The following is a 24,620-nucleotide window of genomic DNA, read 5'->3' as shown; positions in this document are numbered from 1 at the left end:
GGGCCTTTTGGCCCCCATTCGCTTGACGGAAACCCGCGGCAGTTGATTCAATATGGCTATATTTCAGGTGTAGCCATGGTTTTTGAACTTATTGTTTTCGGAGTCATTCTCCTCTCCGTCGGCTATTGGGCGACGATGTTCGTCATGGGCCGCCGCGACGACGTCTTGCATGGAAAATTCGTCGAGGAGCAGCCGGACACGGAGCCGGTCCGCTTCGTGCCGCAGGTGCCTCGCGTGCGGCGCCCGCCGCCGGCGCCGCAGCCGAACAAGGACTCGCTGCAGGCGCTGCTCACGGTGATCAAGCGGGACCTGAACGACGCGGCGCGGAGCTGACGCGGCTCAGGCCGCCGGCTCCTTGCCGAGCAGCATCTCCAGGTCGACATCGACCTGGCCCTTCGCCCTGACGTGGCGGACCTCGAAACTGTCGGGCTGGAAGCGGTATTCGACGAGACCAACTTCCTTGATGCCGATCACCTCCTGCCGCGCGTCAGAGATGATGAAGCCGGCCGAGGGCGCCCAGATCTGTCTGACATGCTCGAACGTGTAGTCGCGGCGCTGGTGCACATGGCCGCTGCCGACCAGACGCCAATCGACCTTGCCGAACATCTCGATCAGGCGGCGGCGCGCCGGCTGCGGGACGAAGCGGATCGCGGTCTCGGCGCGCTCGGCATCGTAGGGCAGGTCGAGATAGAGCGGCTTGTGCAGGAACAGCGCGACCGGCCTGCCGACGGCTTTGTCGAGCGTGCCTGCGAGCCAGTCGAATTGCTCGGCCTCGCTGTCGAGGCCGGTGTTCATGATCAGCGAATTCAGCCCGATGAAGCACCAGCCGGCAGCGTCGAAGTGCCAACGGTCCTCGCCGAGCACCGAGGTGAAGGCGCCGCGCGTCTCCTCGGTCGGCAGTTGCGTCGGTGGCGCGCCGACTGCGGTCGGATTGTCGCCGATGTCGTGGTTGCCCGGCAGATAGAGGCAATCGACCGGCAGCGCGTTGTGCAGCTCCTTGGCGAACGCCAAGTCGTCGCGACTGGTCGGCCCGTCGAACGAGACGTCGCCGGAGTTGAGCACGAGATCGGGACGCGTCGCGTCGATGTGCTCGCTGACGCGATGAAAGTTGTCGATGAGCGGCCTGAAGCGGCGCGCGAGATGGGTGTCGGAGATTTGTGTCAGGCGAAATTGGGGCATGCATCGCTCCTTTCGGCCGGAGCATAGGTCGGCGCGAAGTCGGAACGATGACGATTTTGCCGTCTTGTTCGATGCCTCGTTTGAAGCCCTGTTTGATGTGTTGTTTGGTTTTGCGTCTTTGGTGCCGTCGCTGGATCGCCAGTTGCCGCACCGACGCCGGCGAGCCCCGCCGTCACCATGCCGGGCACGTCGCTGCCCGGGGCCGCGCTGTCGAGTATCGGGGTGATGATGCTGATCGCGTCATCCGTGAGGGGCTGAAACCGCTATTGGTCCTGGGAGTTGGTCATCCGGGCTCGGGTGATGTTTCAACGGGTTACCCGGGCGCCTTATTGGGCCGCTTCATTGGGCGCTCATTGTCTTGGGGGCGAGCGGCGGCTAAGAGGGCGGCAGGGCGCCCGCGGCTGAGGGAGATTTTTGATGTCGGTTCAAATGGTTCTGCTGCCGGTCTTCATCCAGATCGGGCTCGCCTTCGCGCTGTTGTTCGCCATGGCGACGACGCGTACAAGGGCGCTGACGAGCGGCGAGACCAAGATCGGAGACATCGCGCTGCGCGAGCCGAACTGGCCGGCCCAGGCCACCAAGTTCGGCAACTGCTTCGCCAACCAGTTCGAACTGCCGATCCTGTTCTATGTCCTGATCGCTATTGCGCTGCCGCTGCGGCGTGCCGATCTGTTCATCGTGCTGATGTCCTGGGTGTTCGTGGTGACGCGGTTTGCCCATGCCAGCGTGTTCGTCACCTCCAACGACGTGCGGCCGCGCTCGCTCGCCTGGTTCGCCGGCGCGCTGGTGCTGGCGGCCATGTGGCTGTATTTCGCGCTCAGACTGCTGCTGATCTGATGCGCCCAACCGAAAGAGATCAATGACCCCCGCTGCCCGGCTTTCCGCCGCGATCGAGCTGATCGCCACCATCGACGCACAGCGCGTTCCCGCGGCGAAAGCGCTGAAGGAATGGGGCACCGCGCACCGCTATGCCGGCTCCGGCGATCGCGCCGCGATCTCCGGCCTGATCTGGGACGTGCTGCGCCGGCAATCCTCCGCGGCCTACTTGATGGATGACGCCAGCGCCCGGTCGCGCGTGCTCGGCATGCTCAAGCTCGAGCGCGGCATGGATATTGCCACGATCCAGGCGCTGTGCGACGGCGGCCGGTTCGCGCCCGATCCGCTGACCGCGACCGAGGAGGCGGCGCTGGCCTCGCGTTCGCTCAAGGAGGCGCCGGCGCATGTCGCGGGCGACTATCCGGACTGGCTCGACCCGCATCTGGCAAAGGTGTTCGGCGACGACCGCGCGGCGGAAGCGACCGCGATGGCGAGCCGCGCGCCGCTCGATCTGCGCGTCAACACGCTGCGCGGCAAGCGCGAGAAGATCCTGCCGCGGCTGTCGCATCTCGGCGCCAAGGAAACGCCGTGGTCGCCGCTCGGCCTGCGCATCGAGCTCGGCGCCGACGCGCGCAATCCCGGCATCCATGCCGAGGAGGATTTCATCAAGGGCGCCATCGAGGTTCAGGACGAGGGCTCGCAGCTCGCCGCGCTGTTCTCGGCGGCTAAGCCCGGCGAGCAGGTGATCGACCTCTGCGCCGGCGCCGGCGGCAAGACGCTGGCGGTGGCAGCAATGATGCAAGGCAAGGGCCGGCTGATCGCGACCGACAGCGACAAGCGCCAGCTCGCGCCGATCCATGAGCGGCTCTCGCGCGCCGGCGTGCACAATTGCGATGTGCGCACGCCGCGCGGCGAGGAGGAGGTGCTGTCCGACATCAAGGCCTCCGCCGACCTCGTGCTGATCGACGCGCCGTGCACCGGCACCGGCACCTGGCGCCGCAATCCCGACGCCAAATGGCGCATGCGCCCCGGCGCGCTCGAGGTGCGGCTGAAGGATCAGGCCGAGGTGCTGGCGCGCGCCGCGCCGCTGGTGAAGGGCGGCGGCCGGATCGCCTACATCACCTGCTCGGTGCTTTCGGAAGAGAACGGCGAGCAGGTCAGGGCCTTCATCGCGCGGCATCCGGAGTTCTCCGTGCAGCCGCCCGAGCAGACCGCAGCGGTGCTGTGGGACAAAGCCGAGGCGTTTGCCGAGGCCGCGCTGCTGTCGGCGGAGGGCCTGCTGATGACGCCGCGCCGCACCGGCACGGACGGGTTCTTCGTCAGCATCCTCAAGCGCCAGGCGTGATCCCGGCCCAACGGCTTGCCGTTGTCGCCGGCGCAACGGCTTGCCGTTGTCGCCTGAGGTGTGCGCCGAGCGATGCGCGAGCAACGCTCGGCGAGCCTCGAAGGATGGGGATGGACGCGGGCCGTCGCTCTTCGAGACGCGGGCAAGAGCGCTCCTCAGGGTGACGGGACGGTGCAAACGCTCTGCGCCGCGGGCGTCCTGCTCACCACGATCACCCAGTACAGCAGCGCGCAGGCGCTGATCGCAGCACCCAACACGCAGACGCCGGGCCAGCCAGCGGCCGCGTAGGCCATCGTCGAGCTGATCGCGCCAAAACCTGTTCCGATCGAATAGAACACCATGTAGCCGCCGACCAGCCGGCTCGCCGCCTCGGGGCGCGCGGCGACGATCAGGCTCTGGTTGGTGACATGGATCGCCTGCACGGCGAAGTCGATCATCAGCACGCCGGCCACGACCAGCCACAACGAGGTGTTGAGGCAGGCGATCGGCACCCAGCCGGCGAGCATCAGCAGCAGCGACAGGCCGGTGGTGCGCTGCCCCCAGCCGCGGTCGGCGAGCTGGCCGGAATTGCGTGCCGCCAGCGCGCCGGCGAGGCCCGCGATCCCGAGCATCCCGATCGTGGTGTGCGACAAGGAGAGCGGGGGTGCCGCGAGCGGCAGCACGACCGAGCTCCAGAACACGCTGAAGCTCGCGAAGATCAAAAGCGCGAACACCACGCGTTCGCGCAGGACCTGCTCCTCGACGAACAGCGCGACCGTCGAGCGCAGCAGCTTTGCGTAGGACGATCCGGCCATCGGCTGCGGTGCATGCCGCGGCAGCGCGCGTGCCAATAGCGCCGCCAGCACCAGCGTCAGCGCGGCCGAGGTGAGGTAGACCACGCGCCAGCCGCCGAGATCGGCCAGCGCGCCGGCGGCAAAACGTGCCAGCAGAATGCCCGAAACCACGCCGCTGGTGACGGTGCCGATGGTGCGGCCGCGGTCGGCCGGCGCTGCCAGCGTCGCGGCGTAGGCGACCAGCACCTGGATCACGACGGCGAGCAGTCCGACCAGCACCATGCCGGCAAGCAGCACCGCGGCGTTCGGCGCGGTGCCGACGATGGTGAGCGCGATCGCCGACAGCACGGTCTGGCCGACGATCAGCCTGCGGCGGTCCCAGAGATCGCCGAGCGGCACGATCAGCATCAGGCCGACGGCGTAGCCGACCTGGGTCAACGTCACGACGCCGCCGATCACCGCCGGCGTGATGGAGAGATCCTGCGCCATAGTGTCGAGCAGCGGCTGCGCGAAATAGATGTTGGCGACGCTGAGGCCGCAGGCGACGGCGAACAGCAGCACGACGGCGGGCGACAGCGCGCGAGCCATGGTGTCGCCGGACTTGTTGTGCGTCTTGTGAGCGCCCTCGGCCGGCCGGGCCTCAGCCATGGTCTGGTTCGTCATCTTGCCTCCGCTGCAATTCGCAATCTGGTCTCATCATGAGACCAGTTGCGCCGGACGCTGTCTAGTCCTATTTTAAGACCAGTTCGGAATCGTGATCGAGGGAGGCGGAGTGCGATGAAGCGGACCGCATTTGCAAAAGCGGAATGCCCGGTGGCGCGCGCGCTGGACGCGATCGGCGACTGGTGGTCGCTGCTGATCGTGCGCGACGCGTTCGACGGCCTGCGCCGGTTCGGCGACTTCCAGAAGAATCTCGGCATCGCCAAGGGCATGCTGACGACGCGGCTGCGCACGCTGGTCGAGCTCGGCGTGCTCGAGCAGGTCGCGGCCTCCGACGGCAGCGCCTATCAGGAATATGTGCTGACCAGGCGGGGCCACGACCTGTTCCCGATCGTGGTTGGTCTCAGACAATGGGGCGAGGCGCATCTCTACGCGCGCGGCGAGCCGCATTCGGTGCTGCTGGACCAGGCCGGGCAGGCGGTCGGGCAGCTCGTGTTGCCGTCGAAGAGCGGCAGGCCGCTGAGCTGGGCGGACACGAGGGTAAGGAAGGTTGCGGCGCGGAGGCGGTGAGCGCCGCGCTCCCTCCACGTCATCGCGAGGAGCGAAGTGACGAAGCAATCCATAGTTCCGCATCTGCGGACAAATGGATTGCTTCGCGGTGCCTGTCATCCGGCGGCGCTTCGCGCCGACCGGGTGGCTCGCAATGGCGGCTGAGAAGCAATCTCAACCCACCAGATGGTTCGCCGAGCCCTGCCGAATTTTCCCCTCGGCATCCAGCCGCAGATACTCGCAGATCTTCTTGCCGCGTTCGTTCTGGTAGAACACGACGACGCTGTCGGGCGAGACATAGAGGTCGATCAGCTCGAAATGCAGTTCGGGCAATTTCGCCAGCGCCGCGCTCCAATAGGCCCGCAAGCTCGCCTTGCCGCGCACGGTGCCCGATGCGCCGAAGCCGAGCGCCGGGATCCGGTCCGAGGTCATCTCGGCATCCTCGGCATACATCGAAAGCACGCGCTCGAGGTCGCGCGCATTCCAGGCGGCGATCCAGTCGCGGCCGAGCGCCGTGAGGCGCGATGGGTCGTGAAAATCCGGCATTGGTTCCTCCATGTGGCTCATGGCCAAATTAGGTCAATAATACTGACCTATATGGATTTGTCCATGCCCAAAGAAGAATGTGGGCGCCCCTTCGAGCGCGGTTGCGGGGGCGGGCGCCGTCGCGTATCTGCTTGCCATGACAGCCCAGAACACAGCCCAAAACTCGTCGACGCCTTCCGTGGCCTCGGCGCATGACAAGATTCTGATTGTCGATTTCGGCAGCCAGGTGACGCAACTGATCGCCCGCCGCGTCCGCGAGATGGGCGTCTATTCCGAGATCGTGCCGTTCCAGAAGGCCGAGGCCGCCTTCAGGGAGATGAAGCCGAAAGCGGTGATCCTCTCGGGCGGCCCCGAGTCAGTGCACGAGACCGGCTCGCCGCGCGCCCCGCAGCTGATCTTCGAGTCAGGCGTTCCGGTGCTCGGCATCTGCTACGGCCAGATGACGCTGGCTGCCCAGCTCGGCGGAGAGGTCGAGGGCGGCCACCACCGCGAGTTCGGCCGCGCCGATGTCGAGGTGCAGACCGATAGCCAGCTGTTCGACGGCATCTGGAACCACGGCGAGAAGCACCAGGTGTGGATGAGCCATGGCGACCGCATCACCAAGATGCCGCCCGGCTTCTCGGTCGCCGGCACCTCGCCGAACGCGCCGTTCGCGATCATCCAGGACGAGACGCGCAAATATTACGGCCTGATGTTCCATCCCGAGGTGGTGCACACGCCCGACGGCGCAAAGCTCTTGCGCAACTTCGTGCGCAAGGTCGCTGGTCTCACCGGCGACTGGACCATGCGCGCCTTCCGCGAGGAGGCGATCGAGAAGGTCCGCGCCCAGGTAGGCTCGGGCAAGGTGATCTGCGGCCTCTCCGGCGGCGTCGATTCCGCCGTTGCGGCGGTGCTGATCCACGAGGCGATCGGCGACCAGCTCACCTGCGTGTTCGTCGATCACGGCCTGCTGCGGCTCGACGAGGCCAAGACCGTCGTCGACCTGTTCCGCAACCATTACAACATCCCGCTGGTCCATGTGGACGCGTCGAAGCAGTTTCTCGGCGAGCTCGAGGGCGTCACCGACCCCGAGGTGAAGCGCAAGACCATCGGGCGGCTGTTCATCGACGTGTTCGAGGCTGAGGCGAAGAAAATCGGCGGCGCGGAGTTTTTGGCGCAGGGCACGCTCTATCCCGACGTGATCGAGAGCGTCTCCTTCACCGGCGGCCCGTCGGTGACCATCAAGTCGCACCACAATGTCGGCGGCCTCCCGGCACGGATGAACATGAAGCTCGTCGAGCCCTTGCGCGAATTGTTCAAGGACGAGGTGCGCGTGCTCGGCCGCGAGCTCGGCCTGCCCGAAGTGTTCGTCGGCCGCCACCCGTTCCCGGGCCCCGGCCTCGCCATCCGCTGCCCCGGCGACATCACAAAAGAAAAGCTCGACATCCTGCGCAATGCGGACGCGGTCTATATCGACCAGATCCGCAGGCACGGCCTCTACGATGCGATCTGGCAGGCCTTCGCCGTGCTGCTGCCGGTCAAGACCGTCGGCGTGATGGGCGACGGCCGCACCTACGAATACGTCGTCGGCCTCCGCGCCGTCACCTCGACCGACGGCATGACCGCGGACTTCTACCAGTTCGACATGAAGTTCCTGGGCGAGACCGCGACGCGCATCATCAACGAGGTGAAGGGCGTGAATAGGGTGGTGTACGACGTGACGTCAAAGCCGCCGGGGACGATCGAGTGGGAGTAAGCGAGGTCTGCCAACATGGGCGTTTGGCAACCTCTTATCGATAACCAGGCCGGCTTTCTCTCCGGCCTCAGCAATTCAATCTCGATTATAGAAGCGGAAAACCCCGGCTTGCTGGCGCCTGTCGCGACCGGCACCATGATTGTAGCCAGTGATTATTCGGGGCAGCACAAAGAGGCTATCGACAACGTGCATCAGAGGTGGACGGCTCGGTCTTATTGGCTATTACATTTGTCCAACCATCGTCAGGCGCGCGACGAAATGGGCAAGTTGCACTGGCGATTTGAATAATCACTTTCAGCATCATGGCGGGGCGGGATTTCATGCCTTGGGTTTCGATCCATCGAAGGACTTGCGCCAAGGGCTTCTAACTTTCATGTTGGACGATAGCGCTATGAAGTGCTCGGAGGCTGCGGTCCTTGAGCAACTGCCTCGGATGATACATGCCGCGAATCGTGATGGTGCAGGTCTTCTCGTTGAGGAGCTTTTTGCGGGCAATTGTAGCGACACGCCTGTTACGTCCGATATTCTCGCTCGGCAGTTGATACTCCTTCGTGACGAAGGTGAACTCCTGATCGTGTCGCCAGACGGCTCGAAAAAGCCCAGGACAAAAAATTTAGGCTGGGAAGATCGCTTGATTCTGCCATCTGAGAGATCGCTCTTCAGCCGCTTAGGTTGGTGATGGAGCGCTGCTTAGAGAATGAGTTCCGTTACGTTCGATGAAGAGCGCGAGGACATCCGCGAACCCTCTCTCGCAAGCGTGTGAGCCTGTCCGCTACTTCGACCATGTCGGTTGAATGGCTGATTTGTCTCGCCGCAAATCAAATCCCACTCCACGACCTGCGACAAATCACCCCGACGGGCAACTCACTAAAACCCGTCAATCCCCGAATAAGAAAATATTCCGCTTGGCGTTTGACCCAACTCAGATGTTCAATATGCGCGTCCCACCCAACACGAGGGGCGCTTCGCGATCGTCACGAGCGTGGTGTGGGATGCGGTGGACGCTGAGCGCGCAGTTGACGAACGCGCATGAAGCGGACGGTGAAGTCGTGTGGTCCTGACGCCCTAACGGCAGGTGTCTTTTCGCATTGCGCGGTGCGCGTGCGAGGGCGGTGACAAAAAAGCCTGGTCTCGCCGGGGAGAACACGAAGTAAGCCGCACAACCATCGCGCAGGGAAGGCCGGGTTGTTCCCGGTTACACCTGTGGTCCTACCCCCGAGCTTCCCTACCCATTGCTCGGGGCCCATGGGTGCGATCGGCACCCGGTCTTCCCTGCGCCCTCTCTGCGAAGAGGGTGAAACCAACAGCAAGGCTCGGACGATGATCGTCGCGAGAACGCGTTGTCATATCTGATGCTGTTTGAAACCGTTGAACCGAACTGCACGCTGTTGATCCCGCGCGGCCTGGGTGTCTCCCCGCTGTTCGAACGGCGCCCGTGCGCCGATTACCGCTCCTTCTTGAACAAATCCTGGACGAAGAGCTGGCCCCAAACGCGGCCGCGTGCATGCACCAGCGAGCGTAGCCCGGATGAGCCAACGGGTCGCGCGAACGCGCGCCCGATGACGGGCTCCGCGATATCCGGGGCACTTCCTGTCAGCGTGTCGTGTGGCGTCCCGCATATCGCTTCGCTCATGCGGGCTACTCGCTACTTTGGCCTAGAACGATCGAATGGGAGTAGGGCGTCGCCGCCTCATCTCGATCTGACATCCGGGCCGTCTATGCCGGCAGAAGACCCGCGGCGCGATAGCTGTCGATCATCGAGTCGTAGAGCGAAATGTCGGAGCGGCTTCTGGCGATGAGCTGCGCGCCGGCGACGGCGGCGAAGATGGCGCGGGCCCGCTGTTCGCTCTTTCTCGAACTGACCACGCCCGCAGCCACCAACAGCTTGCTCAGCCACGCCACGTTGACGTCGGCGAAGGTCTGGACCTCCTTCTTCACTGCGTCCGGCAGGTGGTCGACTTCCGCCGACATGAAGCTGCAGAGGCACATGCGATTGTTGCTCTCGAGCGCTTTGCGAAACACGTCGGGATATCGACGCAGGCAGCGGACAGGATCGGTCGTTTCTGCCAGCATCGACTCGAGTTGGGCGGCAGTGTCCTCCCAGTAGCGCCGCGCGACGGCGACGCCGAGATCGGCCTTGCTCGGGAAATGGTGATAGATGCTGGCGGCCTTGATCCCGACTTGGTCGGCGAGATCGCGGAAATTCAAGCCGCCATAGCCGCGCGCCTGCGCGGTCCGCTTTGCTGCCGCCAGGATGGCTTCCCGAGAGCTTGAACTCACTTCATCGCCTCACTGCTTCGTTATCTACCAAGTGACAGATAGGCGTTGACCGGCCGGATTGAAAGGTTTCATATGCAGTCTACCAAGTGATAGGTAGACTCAGGAGTCATGATGAAGATTTACGATTGGCCGACTGGCCCGTATCCCGCCCGCGTTCGCATCGCCTTGGCCGAGAAGAGCCTGCGGTCGCAAGTGGAGTTCGTAGTGGTCGATCTCTACAAGGGCGAGCACAAGCAGCCCGAATTCCTCGCCAAGAACTACTCCGGCACGCTGCCGGTGCTCGAACTCGACGACGGGACCTTCATTGGCGAGTGCACGGCCATTACCGAGTACCTAGACGCGCTCAATGGACCGCCGACGCTGACCGGCAGGACGCCGCGCGAAAAGGGCGTGATCCACATGATGAGCAAGCGCGCCGAACTGGAACTGCTCGATGCCGTCAGTGTCTATTTCCACCACGCCACGCCGGGTCTTGGGCCTCATGTCGAGATCTATCAGAATCCCGAATGGGGATTCCGTCAGCGCGACAAGGCCCTCAGGGGGATGCGCTACTTTGACGGCATTCTGAAAGGACAGCCGTTCGTCGCCGGCGACGCATTCACGATGGCCGATATCACCCTCATAGGCGGCTTGATATTCGCGGGACTTGTGAACGTGCCGGTGCCGATGGAGTGCGAGGCTCTTTTGGCATGGTATGCAGCGATGCAGGAGCGCCCTAGCGTCAAGAACAGGATAGCGATGTCCGAGCCGGTCGAGGCATCTTGATTGAGATCGTCGTTTGCGAACCGCTCTCGTGAGACTTGCGCGAGAGCGGATCGGCAAGATCGCAAGCGCAGCCCGGATGAGCCAACGGGTCGCGCGAACGCGCGCCCGATGACAGACTCCGCGATATCCGGGGTTTTCGAAGGGGCGCAGATCCGTTACTGCTCCTTCTTGAACAAATCCTGGAAGATGAGCGGCCCCCACACGCGACCGCGTGCGTGCACCAGCGCGCCACCTTCGTTGAGCTTTCCCAGCTTGACGGGTGCGAACCCGAGCTGTTTGGCCAGGGCCGCCACCGGAGCGATCGCGTCCTCGTCGTCACCAGACAGAAAGATCACACGGTGGCCGCCCTCGACGATCGGATCGGCAGCCAGCTTGGCTGCAACCAGGTGATTGAACCCTTTCACGAGCTTGGCACCGGTGAACGCCTTCGCGACAAAGGCGGAGGACGGCAGACCGTCGAGCTCCTCAAGAGGAACCAACGCATTCATCGCGTCGATGACCGTCTTGCCTTTCCAGCTCGGCAGCGCCTTCGCGACCTCGCGACGTTCCCCGAACGGCACCGCCAGGATGATTGTGTCGGCCTCGAGTGCATCCCGCAGCGACTTGGCGACGACCGTGGGTCCGATCGCCCGAGCCTGCGGCGCCAACGCCTCGGGCGGCCGGCGGCTCGCGACGGCCACCTTGATGTTCTTACGGGCAAAGGCGCGGGCGAAGGCCTGTCCTACCGCACCGAATCCGACAATCGCATAGCTCATGATCCTTCTCCGATCCGTGTTGATATTGATTCCCCGGCCTTTCAGATCGCCGAGAAGCCGCCGTCGACAGACAACTCGACCCCATTCACGAAGCTCGAATCGTCTGAAGCAAGAAACAGCGCGGCCGCCGCAATTTCCTCGGGACGCCCCATCTTTCCGCGCGGGATCAGGGATTCGAACATCCGCTTCGCCTCCTCGGTGAGAACCTGGTCCTGCATCGGCGTGGCGATCGGCCCCGGGCTCAGCACGTTCACCCGGATATTCCGGCCCTTCAGTTCGTTGAGCCACGTGCGTGCGAATGAGCGCAACGCCGCCTTGCTCGCCGCATACACGCCGTAACCAGGAAAGCCTTTCACCGACGCAACTGACCCGGTCATGAAGATCGAGCCGCCATCGCTGAACAGCGGCAACGCCTTCTGAACCGTGAACAGCGTGCCGCGCGTATTCAGGCCGAAGGTCGCATCGAAATGCCGCTCGGTAATCTCGCCGAGCGGGACGGCTTCGCCGATGCCGGCGCTTGCGTACAGGACGTCGATCTTGTGCTTTTCCCGCCTGACTGTATCGAACAGGCGGTCGAGGTCGTCGAGATTGGCCGCGTCGCCACGCACGCCGGTCACGTTGCGGCCGATCAGCCTGACGGCCTCGTCGAGCGCTTCCTGCCTTCGGCCCGTGATGAAAACATAGGCGCCTTCTTCAACGAACCGCCTGGCGCTCGCCAGCGCCATGCCGCTCGATCCACCCGTGACGACTGCAACCTTACCCTCAAGCTTTCCCATGACTTCTCCTTTCGTCGTGTCGGACAGCGTCTCTGGTCCCATTTGCGAGATGGCCCCCGAGAACCTCGACGTAGCTCCGCCGGCGTCGGGCGTTGAGTGCGGAAGCGCGCACATCGGTGGTGCGAAATCGATCCGGCTGGACGACTGACGTCAGCCGCGACGATCGGTGTCCGCCGGTCGGAATTGGGCCGCGTTTGTCGGCGTGGCTATTCGGCTTGGGCTATCATGATCGCCCGTGCTACCCACATCAGAGATGCTGTTCGACGGATTGGACACGGGCTTTGGAAGGCGCACCCCAGCGGTGCCGGATTGCACCATGATCGACTGGGATGACGTTCGCTACTTTCTCGCCGTCGCGCGCGGAGGCTCGGTGCGGGCTGCCGCCGAGCACCTCGGGGTGAACCACTCGACCGTGCTGCGACGCGTCGCCCAACTGGAGGAACGGCTCGGGGCGCAGATGTTCGAGAGGCTGCCTTCGGGCTACCGCCTGACGGCTGCGGGGGAGGAGGTCCTCGAGCTCGCGGAACAGATGGAAGCGTCGGCGCACCAGCTGGAGACGCGCGTCTTCGGCCGCGACCAGAGCGTGCGCGGGCGTCTGCGGGTGACGCTGGCACCGCCCCTCGCGACACACCTGCTCATGCCGGACTTCGCCGATTTCGCGCGTCTGCATCCGGACATCGAAATGGAAATCCTGTCGTCCGGCGAGCTGGCAAATCTGACCAACCGGGAGGCCGACGTCGCGATCCGCGTCGTCTACGACCGCAAAACCCTGCCGCTCAATCTTCACGGCCTGAAGGGGCCGGAGCTGTTCGGAGGCATCTACATATCCCGCGATCGACTGGCCGCATGGCGTGCGGGCGCGCCTGATCCCGTCCGGTGGATCGTCATAAGCATTCACGGAATCCCGGGCTGGGCCCACGAGGGCGAGGTTCGCGCCGCCGAGGTTCCGTTCAGAGCCACAGATGCCGAGGCACAGATCGTTGCGGTGCGGCAGGGGCTCGGGATGACGACGCTGCCGTGCTTCGTCGGAGATGCCGACCCCCTGCTCGTGAGGGTGCCGGGCACCGACCTTCACATGTACGGGACGCTCTGGCTCCTCACACAGGGGGAGACACGCAAGACGAAGCGCGTGCGGCTCTTCACCGAGTTCGTATCCCGCAGGCTCACCGCGTACGCGCCGCTTCTCGCCGGACTGTCCGTATCGCGCGACTGACGCGCGGCGGGAGTCAAGACGAAGAAACGTTCTGCAACGACAAATCGACTCATTGGCGCAATGAGAACGATAGAGCAAGCGTTGCCCGGATGAGCGAAGCGATATCCGGGGCATTGCTATCCGCAAGTCGCGTGGTGTCCCGCATATCGCTGCGCTCAGGCGGGCTACTCGCTGTTCAGCGTCGCGATGGCGCAGCGCGCCGGTCAAGCGGCTAGGGGGCAGCCCGACCGATCGATGCGCGCGGAGCGATCAATATAGACCGGGCTCACAGGGGACGTTGTTGCCGGTCCAGGGCGCAGTGGCGAATGAACCGACGCGCGGCGCCGGAATGCAGGCGCGACCGTCGACATAGACGGGCTCGGTCGGCGCGGCGGCGCTCGCCTCCGCGACGTGGCGGGACACCGCGTGGGTCTCACGCGCCATTGCCGGCGACGCGATCATGGCAACCGCGATCAAAGCAGCCGACAGGAGTTTGACGTTCGTCATTGAGTTTCTCCGATATGTTTATGGGGCCAAGGAGTCTGGCCTCGTCAGATATTTGTGCGCAGCAACGGCGGACTTAAATGCAATCATCACTCACGCCGGCTCAACGCTGCGTGAGCAATGAGGTCCTCGCAGTTGTGTTGCGCGATGCAGACCATCACCGAGAGGCCGGATGAACGAAGCGTAATCCATCACGTCCTCGCGTGATGATCGTGAGGGCGCGTTACGTCGGCCAAACTCTGTCACGGCGCGAGCTCTGCTCGGACCTCGCCGAGCAGCGCCGTGCCGCCGAGCCGGCCGAGTTCGTCCGAACATTTTGCGCTCTTGCCGTAGCAGCAGAAGGCAACCGTGACGCGCTCCGAAAGCGGTCCGATGCAGGGCAGGCCGCTGTCGCCGAAGGTGGTCATGCAAGGCACGACGCGGCGCGGGGTACGCGGCGCTAATCCGCCTTGCGATATCAGCCAGACTTTTCGCGACTGCCGGGCGTCCGCGTAGGCCCGCGTCTGATGATGCTGCTTTCCGCACGAACGTTCCACCGCCCCAACTTGAAACGGCAGTCACGGTGATTTCACTCGCGCTGAACGGCGTTCTATGAGATGGTGCAACCAAAGGTCAACATCGTACATTGTCACCGGCAGGAGGGCGAAATGAGCGACCAGATGATCGATGCGACGACAAGTCCGGCACAGATCGTTCAGGAGGCGGCCAAAAAATATCTCGGCATCAGCAACGCACCTGGCTGCTGCATCGCTGTCTATGACGAAAAGTCGTTCGGCACCAAGGGCTACGTCTACCCCAAGGGCCTGTCAGGCGTGGCGGGCTCTTCGCCTGCGCCATTCAGTGTCACGACCGACACGGTGTTCGAGATCGGATCAGTGACCAAGGTGTTCACCAGCACGTTGCTGGCGGTGGCGGTCAAGGCGGGTGGGCCTTCTCTTGACGACACGATCGGCCCTTATCTGAACCTCTTCAACGCGAACACTGTGGGAACACCGGTGCTTGACGCGATCCAGCTCGTGCAATTCGCCACCCATACCTCCGGCATGCCGGAGCAGCCGGGGGACGGCTTGACTGGCTACAGCGAGCAGCTGTTTGCGGACGAGCCGCCCTCCAGTGAACTCATCAAATGGTGGAATCAATATGATACGCCGCCGCAGGGCTGCTGGCAGTATTCCAATATCGGTTTCGTGACCCTGGGCTTTGCGGTCACGCAGATGTTCGCGAAAGACAAGGGCCATAACTACAACGAGATTCTGGCCGAATACGTCACCGGTCCACTCGGCATGAAGCAAACCGGGGCCGTCGTCAATTCATCATGGAAGATTGCGCAGGGATGTATCGGGCATTGGAGCAAGAGTTCTGAGCCGCCATACCGGATCGTTTTCGACCGCAACACCCCGACCGGCGGCACAGCCTTTGATCTGAAAACCACCGGCGACGATATGATCAGGTTTCTCGCGGCGCAGATCGCGGCCCCGAACGGGGTGCTCGGGTCGCAAATCGCGCTCACGCAGCAGAACCAGGGGACATTCCCGGTTTGCGGGGAGAAGACCAGCGTCACCATGGGCCTCGCCTGGCAGATCACCACGGACACGCAGGGCCATACCGTTTTCACAAAGAACGGCGCGACGAGCAGAGGCGGATTCGAAGCGATCGTGATCGTCGTGCCGGAATTGCAATGCGGTGTCGCGGTGCTGAGCAACCAGTATTTCGATGCGTCGGGCGTGCACCCCGCGGGGATCGCACCCGGCCGCACCGCACTAGAGATTATTTCGCAGCTCCATCCAGGATTCGAGCTGACCGAACCGCTGCCAGAACACGATCCTTTCGACTAGCAAACCTGGCCTGGATGGGCGCAGCGACGTCCGGGGCTTTGCCATCTGCGCGAGGCCTGTGCCTGATGTCGTCAACCTCATCCGGGCGATTGCTTCCCCGTGTTAACCGCCAGCTGCGCGGCGAAGGCGCACTGGTAAGCCGGCCGGGCTTCGCCGCGGGCGACATAGGCGGACAGGCTCGGAAATTCGTCGAGAATGCCCGATGCTCTCAGCCTGAGCAGCACCGACACCATCATCAGGTCGCCCGCACTGAACGCGCCGTCGAGCCAGTGGGCCTCGCCGAGGTGCGCCGACAGTTGCTTCAGCCGGTCGCGGATGCGATCCATGATCAGAGGCAGGCGCTCTTGGGTCCAGGGCCTATCGCTCTCCAGAATCCTGGCGGTCATGAGTTCGAGGATCGGTGGTTCCACCGTGTTGACCGCGGCAAACATCCAGGTGATTGCGCGGGCGCGAGCATTGGCGTCGCCGGGCAGCAGGCCCGCATGGCGCTCGGCGATATGGAGCACGATCGAGCCAGTCTCGAACAGCGCGAGATCACCTTCCTCATAGGTCGGAATCTGGCCGAACGGATGCAGCGCCAGATGCGCGGGCTCCTTCATCGCCTGGAACGAAACAAGGCGAACCCCGTAAGGCTGGCCCGCTTCTTCCAGCGCCCAGCGAACCCGCGTATCGCGCGCCAGCCCCTTGCCGCCGTCGGGCGACCGTTCGAAGGCGGTAATGATGGGGGTCATCGTTTGCTCCATGTCCTTGCGTCCCGAGGACGAGCGGGCGGCGCGTGCCCCGACAGCCGATCCCGGATTCTTTTGGCCAAGCGTAGCCCGGATGAAGCGAAGCGAAATCCGGGACCGGTCCTGCCAAAGGCGAGAACCCCGGATTGCGCTACGCTCCATCCGGGCTGCAGGCTCGTGCATGCGCGTCACGCGGTCGAGACCACAAGCAGCGCAACACACTCAGCGTCGTCCTGGCGGAAAGCCAGGACCCAACCCCGAATGGCAATTGGCTATGCAACGCCGGGGCCATGACCTCGCTCATCAAATTCGGTGGTTATGGTCCGGGCTTCCGCCGGGACGACGGTGGTGTTTGTGGAGGCGGTGTTGTGACAAATGCGGTTCCGCAAATATTTTTCATCAGCCTGCTGCCGCGATGTCGGCTGCCGCCGTCGCCAATCGTCCTTTGCGCGCAAACAAGGAGACTTGCAAATGACCGATCTCGTCACATGCCTCTGGTTCGATCAGGGAAAGGCGCGTGAAGCCGCGGAATTTTATGCGGCGACGTTTCCCGACAGCCATGTCGGCGCAGGCCATCAATCTCCGATACCGGGCATCGGGCAGGGCGAGGAACTCACGGTCGAGTTCACCGTGCTCGGCCGCCGCTTCGTGGGGCTGAACGGAGGCTCCAACTACACGCCGAACGAGGCGGTCAGTTTCATGGTGCTCACCGACAGCCAGGAGGAGACCGACCGCTACTGGAATGCGGTCACTTCCAACGGCGGCAAGGAATTGCCGTGCGGCTGGTGCCGGGATCGCTGGGGCTTTGCCTGGCAGATCACGCCGCGGCGGCTGCTCGAGCTCGTCAACAGCGCCGACCGCGCCGTCGGCAAGCGCGCGATGGAGGCGATGATGACGATGAAGAACATCGACATCGCCGCGATCGAGCGCGCGGCGGCGGGGTAATCCGCGTGCCGGAATGATTTGGCCCGGGCTCGATAGTCGGGTGTCCGATCGAGCTGGTATGTGCGGCGCGCGGCCATTCGCGTTGCGGCGTGCGCTCGCCGCGACGGTCACCCCGGCGCAAACGCGGGATGTGCCTGGTGCTATCGCGTGATACGAAATTCGCATTCGCAGCTCTGGAGCCAGCCCTCATGTCCGTCGCAGCCGCCGCCGCCAATCAACAGCAAAATCTCACCGCCGCCGAATCCGATCCGCAAATGCTTGGCTGGATGCAAGGCTTTCCGCCGCCGCAGGACAGGACCATCACCTTCCAGAACGGCTCGTTCCGCAGCTTTCCCGAATTGCGCTGGGCCTGGAGCAACATCCGCCAGCTGGTGCCGACCGTGAATGTCTGGCGCGGGGCTGGGCCGGCGTCAGTGCTGCCGCGCGAAGACCATGATATCGGCGCGTCGGCATCGGTGACGATGGACAGCCGTCCGATGACCTTCGCGCGCATGCTCGAGGAAACCTATGCCGACGGCGTTGCCGTGCTGCACCGGGGCAAGCTGATCTACGAGCGCTATTTCGGCGCCTTGAGGCCGCACAAGCCGCACATCGCGATGTCGGTGACGAAATCGTTCACCGGCACGCTCGCCGGCATCCTGATCGCCGAGGGCAAGATCGATCCGCTGGCGCCGATCACCGATTACGTGCCGGAGCTGAAGGCAAGCGCGTTCGGCGATGCCCGCGTGCACGAGGCGATGGATATGACCACCGGCCTCAAATACACCGAGGTCTATACCGACAAGAATTCCGACGTGTGGGGGCTGCGGCGCGCCAACGGCATGGCGCCGATCGAGCCGGGCTATGAGGGCGCGACCAATATCTTCGATTTCCTCTGCGCGCAGCAGAAGCAGGGCGAGCACGGCAAGACGTTCGCCTACAAGACCGTCAACACCGACGTGCTGGCCTGGATCTGCCGCCGTGCCAGCGGCATGACCTTGTCGGACCTGCTTTCTGAGCGGATCTGGGCGCCGATGGGCGCCGAGGAGGATGCGCATTATCACGTCGACCGCATCGGCACCGAAAGCGGCGGCGGCGGATTGTCGACGACGCTGCGCGATCTTGCCCGCTTCGGCGAGACGATCCGCAACCACGGCCGCTTCAACGGCCGCCAGATCGTGCCGTCTCAAGTGGTCGAGGACATCGCGCGCGGCGGCGATCCCGCGAAATTCAAGCCGGCCGGCTACACCACACTGCCTGGCGCCTCCTACCGCAATCAATGGTGGGTGACGCACAATGCGCATGGCGCCTTCATGGCACGCGGCGTTTATGGCCAGGGCCTCTATATCGATCCGAAGGCCGAGATGGTGATCGCGCGCTACGCCTCGCACCCTGCGGCAGGGAATGCCGCGAACGATCCCGTGACGCTGCCGGCCTACATGGCGCTGGCGAAGGATCTGATGGCGGGAGGGTGAAGTCGGGTTAGGCCCGCGACAGCTTCTCATATCGCTTGATCAGGCGCTCCCGCTTGATGCGGGACAACCGCCTGATCCAGAACATGCCGTCGAGCTGATCGATCTCGTGCTGATGGCACACGGCGCGCAGGCCGTCGGATTCCTCGGTCTGCATGTTGCCGTCGAGATCCTGATAGCGGATGCGGACCCGCGCATGGCGCTCGACCTCGTCATTGACCCCGGGCATCGAGACGCTGCCCTCCTTGTGCAGGATCATCTCGGGCGAGGTCCGGATGATCTCTGGATTGACATAGGTCCGCGCGCCCTCGCGGGCATCGAGCTCGAGCACCACGACGCGCAGGGACACGCCGATATGCGGCGCGGTGATGCCGATGCCCGGCGCCGCATGCATCGTCTCGAGCAGGTCCTGCGCCAGTTCGCGCAGCGCGTCGTCGAACATGGTCACCGGCTCGGCGGGCAGCGCAAGGCGCGGATCGGGATAGCGCACGATGCGGCGAATGGTCATGCCCGAGTCTTAGGCCAGTGCATCGCGCCGGACAACATGCCGATGCGGGCGCCGCGTGCGGCGCGCCGTTCAGAGATGCTTTTCGAAGAACAGATCGGGGTAGGGGTCGTCGTTGAAGCGCGGGATCTCGGTCCAGCCCGTCCTGCGATAGAGCTGGCCGGCTTCCGGCAGCGCGCTGTTGGTGTCGAGCCGCAACACCGTGATGCCGAGCTCGCGCGCGGCGCGTTCAGCCGCGTTCATCAGGCGGCGGCCGAGGCCGAGGCCGCGCGCGTCAGGTGCGACCCAGAGCCGCTTGATCTCGGCGAACCCGCTGCTGCTGCCCTTCAGCCCGACGCAGCCGATCGGCAGCCCGTCCGACATCGCCACGATGAACGTGCCGCGCGGCCGCACCATGTCCTTGGCCTCGGGGTCGCGCGACAGCCTGACGTCAAAGCCTTTCTCAAAGCGCCGCGCGAGCTCGGCGTAATATTCGCCGAGGCAATAGCGCGCCTCGTCGCTGCGCGGATCCATCTCGTCGAGGGCGGTGCCGTCGCGGCCGAGCGCCGAGGCGATCAGGTCCATCGCTGCGAGCAGCGCCTCGCGTTGGCTGTGGTGGGCGAGAAGGTCCTTGGCCTGCCGGTTGGAGATCGCCTCATAGGCGTTGAACTCGCGCTTGCCCACTGTCGTCAGTCGGGCGATGCGGCGGCGAGCATCGTCGGCATGCGCCGTGGTCTCGATCAGTCCCTCGTCCTCGAGGCTGCGCAGTAGGCGGCTCATCAGCCCGGAATCGAGCCCGAGATAATCCCTGATCTCGCCGACATCGGCGCGGCCATGCCCGATCGCGTTCAGCACCCGCGCCGCGCCGAGCGGCCGGCCGCGCCCCAGGAACGAGGTGTCGAGCGCGCCGACCGCAGAGGTCACGGCACGGTTGAAGCGGCGGACGCGGGAAACGGGATCGAGCATATGTCTGACTTTAGTCAGATATTGTCGCCGCGTCAATCGGCCGGCGATCCGGACCGAATGGAGCCTTGCCGCCTGGTGCAGGTGCCATGCGATAGGCGACGCGCATCAGCCCGGGACGCAGTGGCGCGAAGTCGGCCGCTGCGTCGTCTCGTGCGATTTCCGCGGTCACGCGGCGGCCATCCTGGCCTTGATCACTTGCGGATCGACGAAGCCGCCAAAGCCGACCGCGATCCGGTTCCAGCCGTTGATGATGTTGATCAGCAGGGTCACCTTGACCTGCTCCTCCGGCGTGAAATGCGCCTTCAGCGTCTCGTAGGCCGCGACATGGGTATGCTGCTCGCAGATCCGCGTCAGGGCCTCGGTCCAGCCGAGCGCCGCGCGCTCGCGATCGGTGTAGCAGGGCGCTTCGCGCCAGGCCGACAGCAGGTAGATGCGCTGCTCGGTCTCACCCTCATCGCGGGCGAACGTCGTGTGCAAATTGATGCAATTGGCGCAGCCGTTGATCTGCGAGGCACGGATTTTCACGAGTTCGGCGAGCTTCGGCTCGAGGCTGGAGGCGATCGCGGCCGACGCGTCGAACCAGATCTTCATGATCTTAGGGGCGGCGGCGAGGGGATCAAGTCTGACAGTCATGGTCGGTTCCCTGTGTTGGTTGACGACATCATGACGAACGAGGAACGGCGAATGTGACATGCCGGCGCGATATTTTCATCTGCCGCGGCGGGGGCGGCTATTGCAGATAGCCGACGATCAGGCGTGTGGTCTCGTCGACCAGCGTTCTGACCTCCTTGTCCGAGAGCTTCTCGGGGCGATGCAGGACCGCGGTATGCGCCAGCGCCTCGATCGACGTCACGCACATGAACGCCGCGAGGGCGGGATCGATGGCGCGGATCTCGTCGCGGTGACTTTCGAGATAGGACCTGAACATGGCATGGGCTTCGCGGTTGAGGGATGGACCTCCAATGATGACAAGCCGAGCTGGCAGAGCCAATGCATCAACCGCCTGCTGCGGCTCTTTCCGATCGAGCAGCGGCCGGCCTCCCACGAGCCCGACGGGCTGGGCCGTGGCGTTGACGTGGTGTTGACGCACGTTGCCGGCTGGCCGGTCTACCGCACGGCGCCCTCTGCGAGCCCTGACGACGGCAACTACGTGATGTTCCTGCATGGCGGCGACTATATCCACGAGATCGTCCGCGCGCATTGGCGTTTTATCGGCGACCCGAATCGCAAGGCAGGCGTCCGCTGCGTCGTTCCGATCTATCCGCTGGCTCCGCGCGCCACTGCACGGGATGTCGTGCCTGCGACCGGCGAGTTGCTGCGCCGGCTATTGGACGAGACCGGATCCGCGAAGCTCACGGTGGTCGGCAACTCGGCGGGCGCCGGGCTTGCGCTGGCCGCGGCGCAATGGCTGCGCGATCGCGGCCACCGGCAGCCGGACGGACTGGTGTTGATCTCGCCGGGCGTCAACGCCGCGGTCGATCGACCAGAGCAGGTGATGGCGGCCGCGCGCGATCCGATCCAGGACATCCCGGGCATTCGGGAGGCAGGACGCCTTTACGCCGGCGCTCTCGATATCGCCCATCCCTTTGTCAGCCCGCTGAACGGCGACTTTCACGGCCTCGCGCCGATGATCGTGTTCTCGGGGACGTGCGACCTGCTCTATGCCGACAGCATCGATCTGGCCGCAAAGGCGCGCGGGGCGGGCGTGCCGGTCGAGCTGCACTTGCGTGAAGGCCAGCCGCACAATTATCCGGCCATGCCGACGCCGGAAGGCCGGCAGGCACGCGCGATCATCCTGCGCGCTGTCGCAAGTGGGGAGATCGGATCATCGTGACTATCAAGAGCGAGATCAAACAGGATTCAAGCCCGCGCCAGCACCAGCACGTTGCCGGCAAGGATCGCGGCGGCGCCGGCAAGCACGGGCCAGCCCAGCGCAAGGTGCTCGAACAGCGCGGACAGCATGAGCGCGACGAGCGGCACCAGCGCGAGCGTATAGGCCGCGCGGCCGGGACCGAGCCGGCGCACCAGCTCGAAATAGAGCATGAAGGTGATGCAGGACGCGGCAATCGCAAGATAGAGGAAGCTCGCCACGTAGGAGAGCGACATGTCGGCGGCAAACGGCGTGCCGGTCGCGACGGCCCACAGCGCGCTCGCCGCCGCGCCGACGAACGCACCCCAGCCGAGCACCGAGACGACGGGCAGCCCGGCGCGCTGGTTGCGCGCGCCGACCGTTGTCCCGGCGCCGGTCGCGATGGCCGCAGTGAGCGCCCAGGCAAAACCCGCAAGCGGCGCGGCTCCCTGCGCGGCGGCGCCGGGCAGGAAGACGATTGCGAGGCCGAGGATGCCGCATAGCGCGCCCCACACGAATCCGGAAGAGATCGGCACACCGAGTGCGGCGCGCGCGATCACGGCCGCGAACAGCGACGATGTCGACAGCACGAGTGCCGCAAGCCCGCTCGGCATGCGTGCGGTCGCCTCATAGAACGCGATGAAGGCGATGGCGAAGAACAGCAGGCCCTGCAACGCGACCGCCGGTCGATCCTTGCGCGGGATCGCAAGCGGCACGCCGCGCATCCGGCCGTAGCCGAGCAGGATGACGCCCGCGAGCACCATGCGCAGCGCGACCGACCACGGCGCGGGCGTCACGCCGGCCTGCATCGCCGTTGCCAGCGCGCCGCCGCCCCAGAGCAGCGCGGTCACCGCGAACAGCAGGGCGGTCATGGCGCGCCGGCGTCATCACGCAGTGCGCGCCAGCCCTCTGCATCGATCCGCGCGCTTTCTCCCTCAAGCCGGGTGAGGGCGGAAGCGAGCGTGACGCGTTCGGTCTCTGACAGCCGCGCCAGCAACCGCGCCTCGATCGCGCTGCCGAGTGTGGCGATCCGGTTGAATGCGGCCCGGCCGCTGCGGGTGATGCTGACGGCGGCGAAGCGCCGGTCGGACTTGCCGGGCCGCCGCACCGCGAAGCCGAGATCTGCGAGCTGGCCGATGCCGCGACTGACCGCAAACGGGTCGAGGGCGCAGGCGCGGCCGATCTCGGAGGCGTTGGCCGCGTCGCGCTCGGCGATGACGGCGAGGATGCGCCAGCCGGCCTGACTCAATCCGAACGTCTCGGCGTAGAAGCGCTCGAGCGGTCGGGCGACCTGCGCCGCGACCAGGAACAGGCGGTAGGGCAGCCAGGCACTGAGCTTCAGCCCATCGTCGGACGCAGGCGCGGTCTGTTTCATAGGGCCAGAGGCTCGCACAGGTAATTGCAAAGTGCAAGCATATCGCAAAGACAGGTTGCGACCCGGATCGCATGCGTGAAAATCCCGACACACTTGTCACTCCCACTCGCTGCTGCCGCGGCGCCAGATTGGGGCATGACCAACGGCGAACGGCGGGCGGCGATGGAACCGCGCTGGAGTCCCGGAGTTCGTCCAAATCGGAGATGGAGAGACCATCATGAATAAATCAGCTGAAAACGATCGCGGCGGACTGGCGGCGATGCAGACACCGCCGGTGGTGTCGCGCGAGGCGTGGGAGGCGGCGCGCCTGGAGATGCTGGTGAAGGAAAAGGCCGAGGTGCGGGCACGCGACGCGCTTGCGGCGGAGCGGCGGCGAATGCCCTGGATGGCGGTCGAGAAGCCGTATGTCTTCGAAGGACCGAACGGCAAGGCGAGCCTGCTCGACCTGTTCGAGGGCCGCCGGCAGCTGATCGTCTACCGCGCCTTCTTCGAGCCCGGCGTGTTCGGCTGGCCGGATCACGGCTGCCGCGGCTGTTCGCTCGGCGCCGACCAGGTCAGTCATCTCTCCCATCTGAATCAGCGCGACACCACGCTCGCTTACGCCTCGCGCGCGCCGCAGGCCGACATTGCGCGGCTGAAGGCGCGGATGGAGTGGGACATGCCGTGGTACACGATCACCGACAGTTTTGACGCCGACTTCGGCGTCGCCGAGTGGCACGGCCACAACGTGTTCATCCGCGACGGCGAGCGGATCTTCCGCACCTATTTCGTCAACAGCCGCGGCGACGAATCGATGGGTACGGTTTGGAGCTATCTCGACATCACGCCGCTCGGCCGCCAGGAGCTCTGGGAGGACTCGCCGAAGGGTTATCCGCAGGGCCCGACCTACAAATGGTGGAACTGGCACGACAATTACGAGGCCGAGGCCACGCCGAACGCAAAATGGGCGGCGGTGACCGATGCCGGCGAGGCCGCGTTCCGAAAGATCGCGGAGCAGGAGCGCAAGGCGACGTAAGGGGGTAGAGCAGGGGAGAACGCGCGGCGTGCTTCCAAGGGCTTCGGTTTTGGATCAGAACCGAAGCTCTCGCTTCTCGTCTTGGCTGCTTTCCCGA

The 24,620-nt window shown here is 64.8% G+C and carries 28 protein-coding genes; 13 read left to right on the top strand and 15 right to left on the bottom strand.

Translation table 11 applies throughout. The features are described from left to right. The first annotated feature begins 42 nt into the window (after nt 1-42). Complete coding sequence (locus tag E2I15_RS09465) at nt 43-333, top strand: hypothetical protein (RefSeq protein ID WP_422109852.1); 291 nt, start codon at nt 43-45, stop codon at nt 331-333. Between the two features lie 6 nt (nt 334-339). On the opposite strand, the gene E2I15_RS09460 is transcribed toward E2I15_RS09465, so the two are convergent. Further along, nucleotides 340-1,179: a metallophosphoesterase family protein gene (locus E2I15_RS09460; RefSeq protein WP_137479691.1), complete on the bottom strand. Its 840-nt coding sequence runs from the start codon at nt 1,177-1,179 to the stop codon at nt 340-342. Between the two features lie 417 nt (nt 1,180-1,596). On the opposite strand from E2I15_RS09460, the gene E2I15_RS09455 reads away from it, so the two are divergent. Beyond that, nucleotides 1,597-2,016 carry an MAPEG family protein gene (locus E2I15_RS09455; RefSeq protein WP_170991576.1) on the top strand — a complete coding sequence of 140 codons (420 nt, stop codon included), beginning with the start codon at nt 1,597-1,599 and terminating at the stop codon, nt 2,014-2,016. Nucleotides 2,017-2,038: 22 nt separating this feature from the next. Beyond that, nucleotides 2,039-3,340 (top strand): RsmB/NOP family class I SAM-dependent RNA methyltransferase, encoded by a 1,302-nt coding sequence (locus tag E2I15_RS09450; protein ID WP_137479692.1) that lies wholly within the window; start codon nt 2,039-2,041, stop codon nt 3,338-3,340. A 155-nt stretch (nt 3,341-3,495) separates the two neighbouring features. On the opposite strand, the gene E2I15_RS09445 is transcribed toward E2I15_RS09450, so the two are convergent. Beyond that, the gene (locus tag E2I15_RS09445) at nt 3,496-4,776 is read right to left on the bottom strand and encodes an MFS transporter (RefSeq protein WP_137479693.1); all 1,281 of its coding nucleotides are present in this window, start codon (nt 4,774-4,776) and stop codon (nt 3,496-3,498) included. Between the two features lie 114 nt (nt 4,777-4,890). Here E2I15_RS09445 and E2I15_RS09440 point away from each other — a divergent pair, with 114 nt between their 5' ends. Then, nucleotides 4,891-5,343 (top strand): winged helix-turn-helix transcriptional regulator, encoded by a 453-nt coding sequence (locus tag E2I15_RS09440; protein WP_137479694.1) that lies wholly within the window; start codon nt 4,891-4,893, stop codon nt 5,341-5,343. 153 nt (nt 5,344-5,496) lie between these two features. Here the strand turns inward: E2I15_RS09440 and E2I15_RS09435 are convergent, their stop codons facing one another. Beyond that, on the bottom strand, nt 5,497-5,868 hold the full coding sequence (locus tag E2I15_RS09435; protein ID WP_137479695.1) for a nuclear transport factor 2 family protein: 372 nt from the start codon (nt 5,866-5,868) through the stop codon (nt 5,497-5,499). Nucleotides 5,869-6,004: 136 nt separating this feature from the next. On the opposite strand from E2I15_RS09435, the gene guaA reads away from it, so the two are divergent. Further along, nucleotides 6,005-7,603 carry a glutamine-hydrolyzing GMP synthase gene (gene guaA / locus E2I15_RS09430; protein ID WP_155262290.1) on the top strand — a complete coding sequence of 533 codons (1,599 nt, stop codon included), beginning with the start codon at nt 6,005-6,007 and terminating at the stop codon, nt 7,601-7,603. Between the two features lie 15 nt (nt 7,604-7,618). After that, nucleotides 7,619-7,891: a hypothetical protein gene (locus tag E2I15_RS09425; RefSeq protein WP_137479697.1), complete on the top strand. Its 273-nt coding sequence runs from the start codon at nt 7,619-7,621 to the stop codon at nt 7,889-7,891. 1,428 nt (nt 7,892-9,319) lie between these two features. On the opposite strand, the gene E2I15_RS09420 is transcribed toward E2I15_RS09425, so the two are convergent. Continuing rightward, on the bottom strand, nt 9,320-9,883 hold the full coding sequence (locus E2I15_RS09420) for a TetR/AcrR family transcriptional regulator (RefSeq protein ID WP_137479698.1): 564 nt from the start codon (nt 9,881-9,883) through the stop codon (nt 9,320-9,322). 111 nt (nt 9,884-9,994) lie between these two features. Between E2I15_RS09420 and E2I15_RS09415 the strand changes: the two genes are divergently transcribed. After that, nucleotides 9,995-10,648, top strand: coding sequence for a glutathione S-transferase (locus tag E2I15_RS09415; RefSeq protein WP_137479699.1), 654 nt, complete (start codon nt 9,995-9,997; stop codon nt 10,646-10,648). Between the two features lie 155 nt (nt 10,649-10,803). Here the strand turns inward: E2I15_RS09415 and E2I15_RS09410 are convergent, their stop codons facing one another. Both E2I15_RS09410 and E2I15_RS09405 read right to left on the bottom strand, forming a co-directional pair. Next, nucleotides 10,804-11,403 carry an NADPH-dependent F420 reductase gene (locus E2I15_RS09410; protein WP_137479700.1) on the bottom strand — a complete coding sequence of 200 codons (600 nt, stop codon included), beginning with the start codon at nt 11,401-11,403 and terminating at the stop codon, nt 10,804-10,806. A gap of 41 nt (nt 11,404-11,444) precedes the next feature. Continuing rightward, a complete protein-coding gene (locus E2I15_RS09405) occupies nt 11,445-12,179 on the bottom strand; it encodes an SDR family NAD(P)-dependent oxidoreductase (RefSeq protein ID WP_137479701.1) in 735 nt (244 codons plus the stop codon). 316 nt (nt 12,180-12,495) lie between these two features. Here E2I15_RS09405 and E2I15_RS09400 point away from each other — a divergent pair, with 316 nt between their 5' ends. Next, the gene (locus E2I15_RS09400) at nt 12,496-13,392 is read left to right on the top strand and encodes a LysR family transcriptional regulator (RefSeq protein ID WP_137479702.1); all 897 of its coding nucleotides are present in this window, start codon (nt 12,496-12,498) and stop codon (nt 13,390-13,392) included. 249 nt (nt 13,393-13,641) lie between these two features. On the opposite strand, the gene E2I15_RS09395 is transcribed toward E2I15_RS09400, so the two are convergent. Next, nucleotides 13,642-13,878, bottom strand: a complete 237-nt coding sequence (locus tag E2I15_RS09395; RefSeq protein WP_137479703.1) for a hypothetical protein — start codon at nt 13,876-13,878, stop codon at nt 13,642-13,644. A 239-nt stretch (nt 13,879-14,117) separates the two neighbouring features. Continuing rightward, on the bottom strand, nt 14,118-14,282 hold the full coding sequence (locus E2I15_RS09390) for a hypothetical protein (protein WP_155262289.1): 165 nt from the start codon (nt 14,280-14,282) through the stop codon (nt 14,118-14,120). Nucleotides 14,283-14,522: 240 nt separating this feature from the next. Between E2I15_RS09390 and E2I15_RS09385 the strand changes: the two genes are divergently transcribed. Then, the gene (locus tag E2I15_RS09385; RefSeq protein ID WP_170991578.1) at nt 14,523-15,710 is read left to right on the top strand and encodes a serine hydrolase domain-containing protein; all 1,188 of its coding nucleotides are present in this window, start codon (nt 14,523-14,525) and stop codon (nt 15,708-15,710) included. A gap of 77 nt (nt 15,711-15,787) precedes the next feature. On the opposite strand, the gene E2I15_RS09380 is transcribed toward E2I15_RS09385, so the two are convergent. Next, nucleotides 15,788-16,441, bottom strand: a complete 654-nt coding sequence (locus E2I15_RS09380) for a glutathione S-transferase family protein (protein WP_137479788.1) — start codon at nt 16,439-16,441, stop codon at nt 15,788-15,790. Nucleotides 16,442-16,909: 468 nt separating this feature from the next. Between E2I15_RS09380 and E2I15_RS09375 the strand changes: the two genes are divergently transcribed. Continuing rightward, nucleotides 16,910-17,383, top strand: a complete 474-nt coding sequence (locus tag E2I15_RS09375) for a VOC family protein (RefSeq protein ID WP_137479705.1) — start codon at nt 16,910-16,912, stop codon at nt 17,381-17,383. 188 nt (nt 17,384-17,571) lie between these two features. Further along, nucleotides 17,572-18,837: a serine hydrolase domain-containing protein gene (locus E2I15_RS09370; protein WP_137479706.1), complete on the top strand. Its 1,266-nt coding sequence runs from the start codon at nt 17,572-17,574 to the stop codon at nt 18,835-18,837. Between the two features lie 7 nt (nt 18,838-18,844). Here E2I15_RS09370 and E2I15_RS09365 read toward each other — a convergent pair whose 3' ends face one another. From E2I15_RS09365 to E2I15_RS09350, 4 genes are all read right to left on the bottom strand, one after another. Next, nucleotides 18,845-19,342 (bottom strand): peptide deformylase, encoded by a 498-nt coding sequence (locus E2I15_RS09365; RefSeq protein WP_137479707.1) that lies wholly within the window; start codon nt 19,340-19,342, stop codon nt 18,845-18,847. A gap of 69 nt (nt 19,343-19,411) precedes the next feature. Next, on the bottom strand, nt 19,412-20,284 hold the full coding sequence (locus E2I15_RS09360; protein WP_137479708.1) for a bifunctional helix-turn-helix transcriptional regulator/GNAT family N-acetyltransferase: 873 nt from the start codon (nt 20,282-20,284) through the stop codon (nt 19,412-19,414). A 165-nt stretch (nt 20,285-20,449) separates the two neighbouring features. Then, nucleotides 20,450-20,917, bottom strand: a complete 468-nt coding sequence (locus tag E2I15_RS09355; protein ID WP_137479709.1) for a carboxymuconolactone decarboxylase family protein — start codon at nt 20,915-20,917, stop codon at nt 20,450-20,452. Between the two features lie 97 nt (nt 20,918-21,014). Then, nucleotides 21,015-21,212 carry a hypothetical protein gene (locus tag E2I15_RS09350; protein WP_137479710.1) on the bottom strand — a complete coding sequence of 66 codons (198 nt, stop codon included), beginning with the start codon at nt 21,210-21,212 and terminating at the stop codon, nt 21,015-21,017. 3 nt (nt 21,213-21,215) lie between these two features. Here E2I15_RS09350 and E2I15_RS09345 point away from each other — a divergent pair, with 3 nt between their 5' ends. Next, nucleotides 21,216-22,118: an alpha/beta hydrolase fold domain-containing protein gene (locus tag E2I15_RS09345; protein ID WP_137479711.1), complete on the top strand. Its 903-nt coding sequence runs from the start codon at nt 21,216-21,218 to the stop codon at nt 22,116-22,118. 26 nt (nt 22,119-22,144) lie between these two features. Here the strand turns inward: E2I15_RS09345 and E2I15_RS09340 are convergent, their stop codons facing one another. Beyond that, nucleotides 22,145-23,005, bottom strand: coding sequence for a DMT family transporter (locus tag E2I15_RS09340; RefSeq protein WP_137479712.1), 861 nt, complete (start codon nt 23,003-23,005; stop codon nt 22,145-22,147). Continuing rightward, entirely contained in the window at nt 23,002-23,508 is a 507-nt protein-coding gene (locus E2I15_RS09335) for a MarR family winged helix-turn-helix transcriptional regulator (RefSeq protein ID WP_137479713.1), read from the bottom strand. Before E2I15_RS09335 ends, E2I15_RS09340 begins: the two co-directional genes overlap by 4 nt. A 217-nt stretch (nt 23,509-23,725) precedes the next feature. Here E2I15_RS09335 and E2I15_RS09330 point away from each other — a divergent pair, with 217 nt between their 5' ends. Further along, nucleotides 23,726-24,523, top strand: a complete 798-nt coding sequence (locus tag E2I15_RS09330) for a DUF899 domain-containing protein (RefSeq protein ID WP_137479714.1) — start codon at nt 23,726-23,728, stop codon at nt 24,521-24,523. Nucleotides 24,524-24,620 lie beyond the last annotated feature (97 nt).

The organism is Bradyrhizobium sp. BR2003 (genome assembly GCF_009720285.1).
Classification (GTDB): Bacteria; Pseudomonadota; Alphaproteobacteria; order Rhizobiales; family Xanthobacteraceae; genus Bradyrhizobium; species Bradyrhizobium elkanii.
Note: the sequence above shows the minus strand (reverse complement) of the source record. Positions and strands in the feature narration are given on the sequence as shown.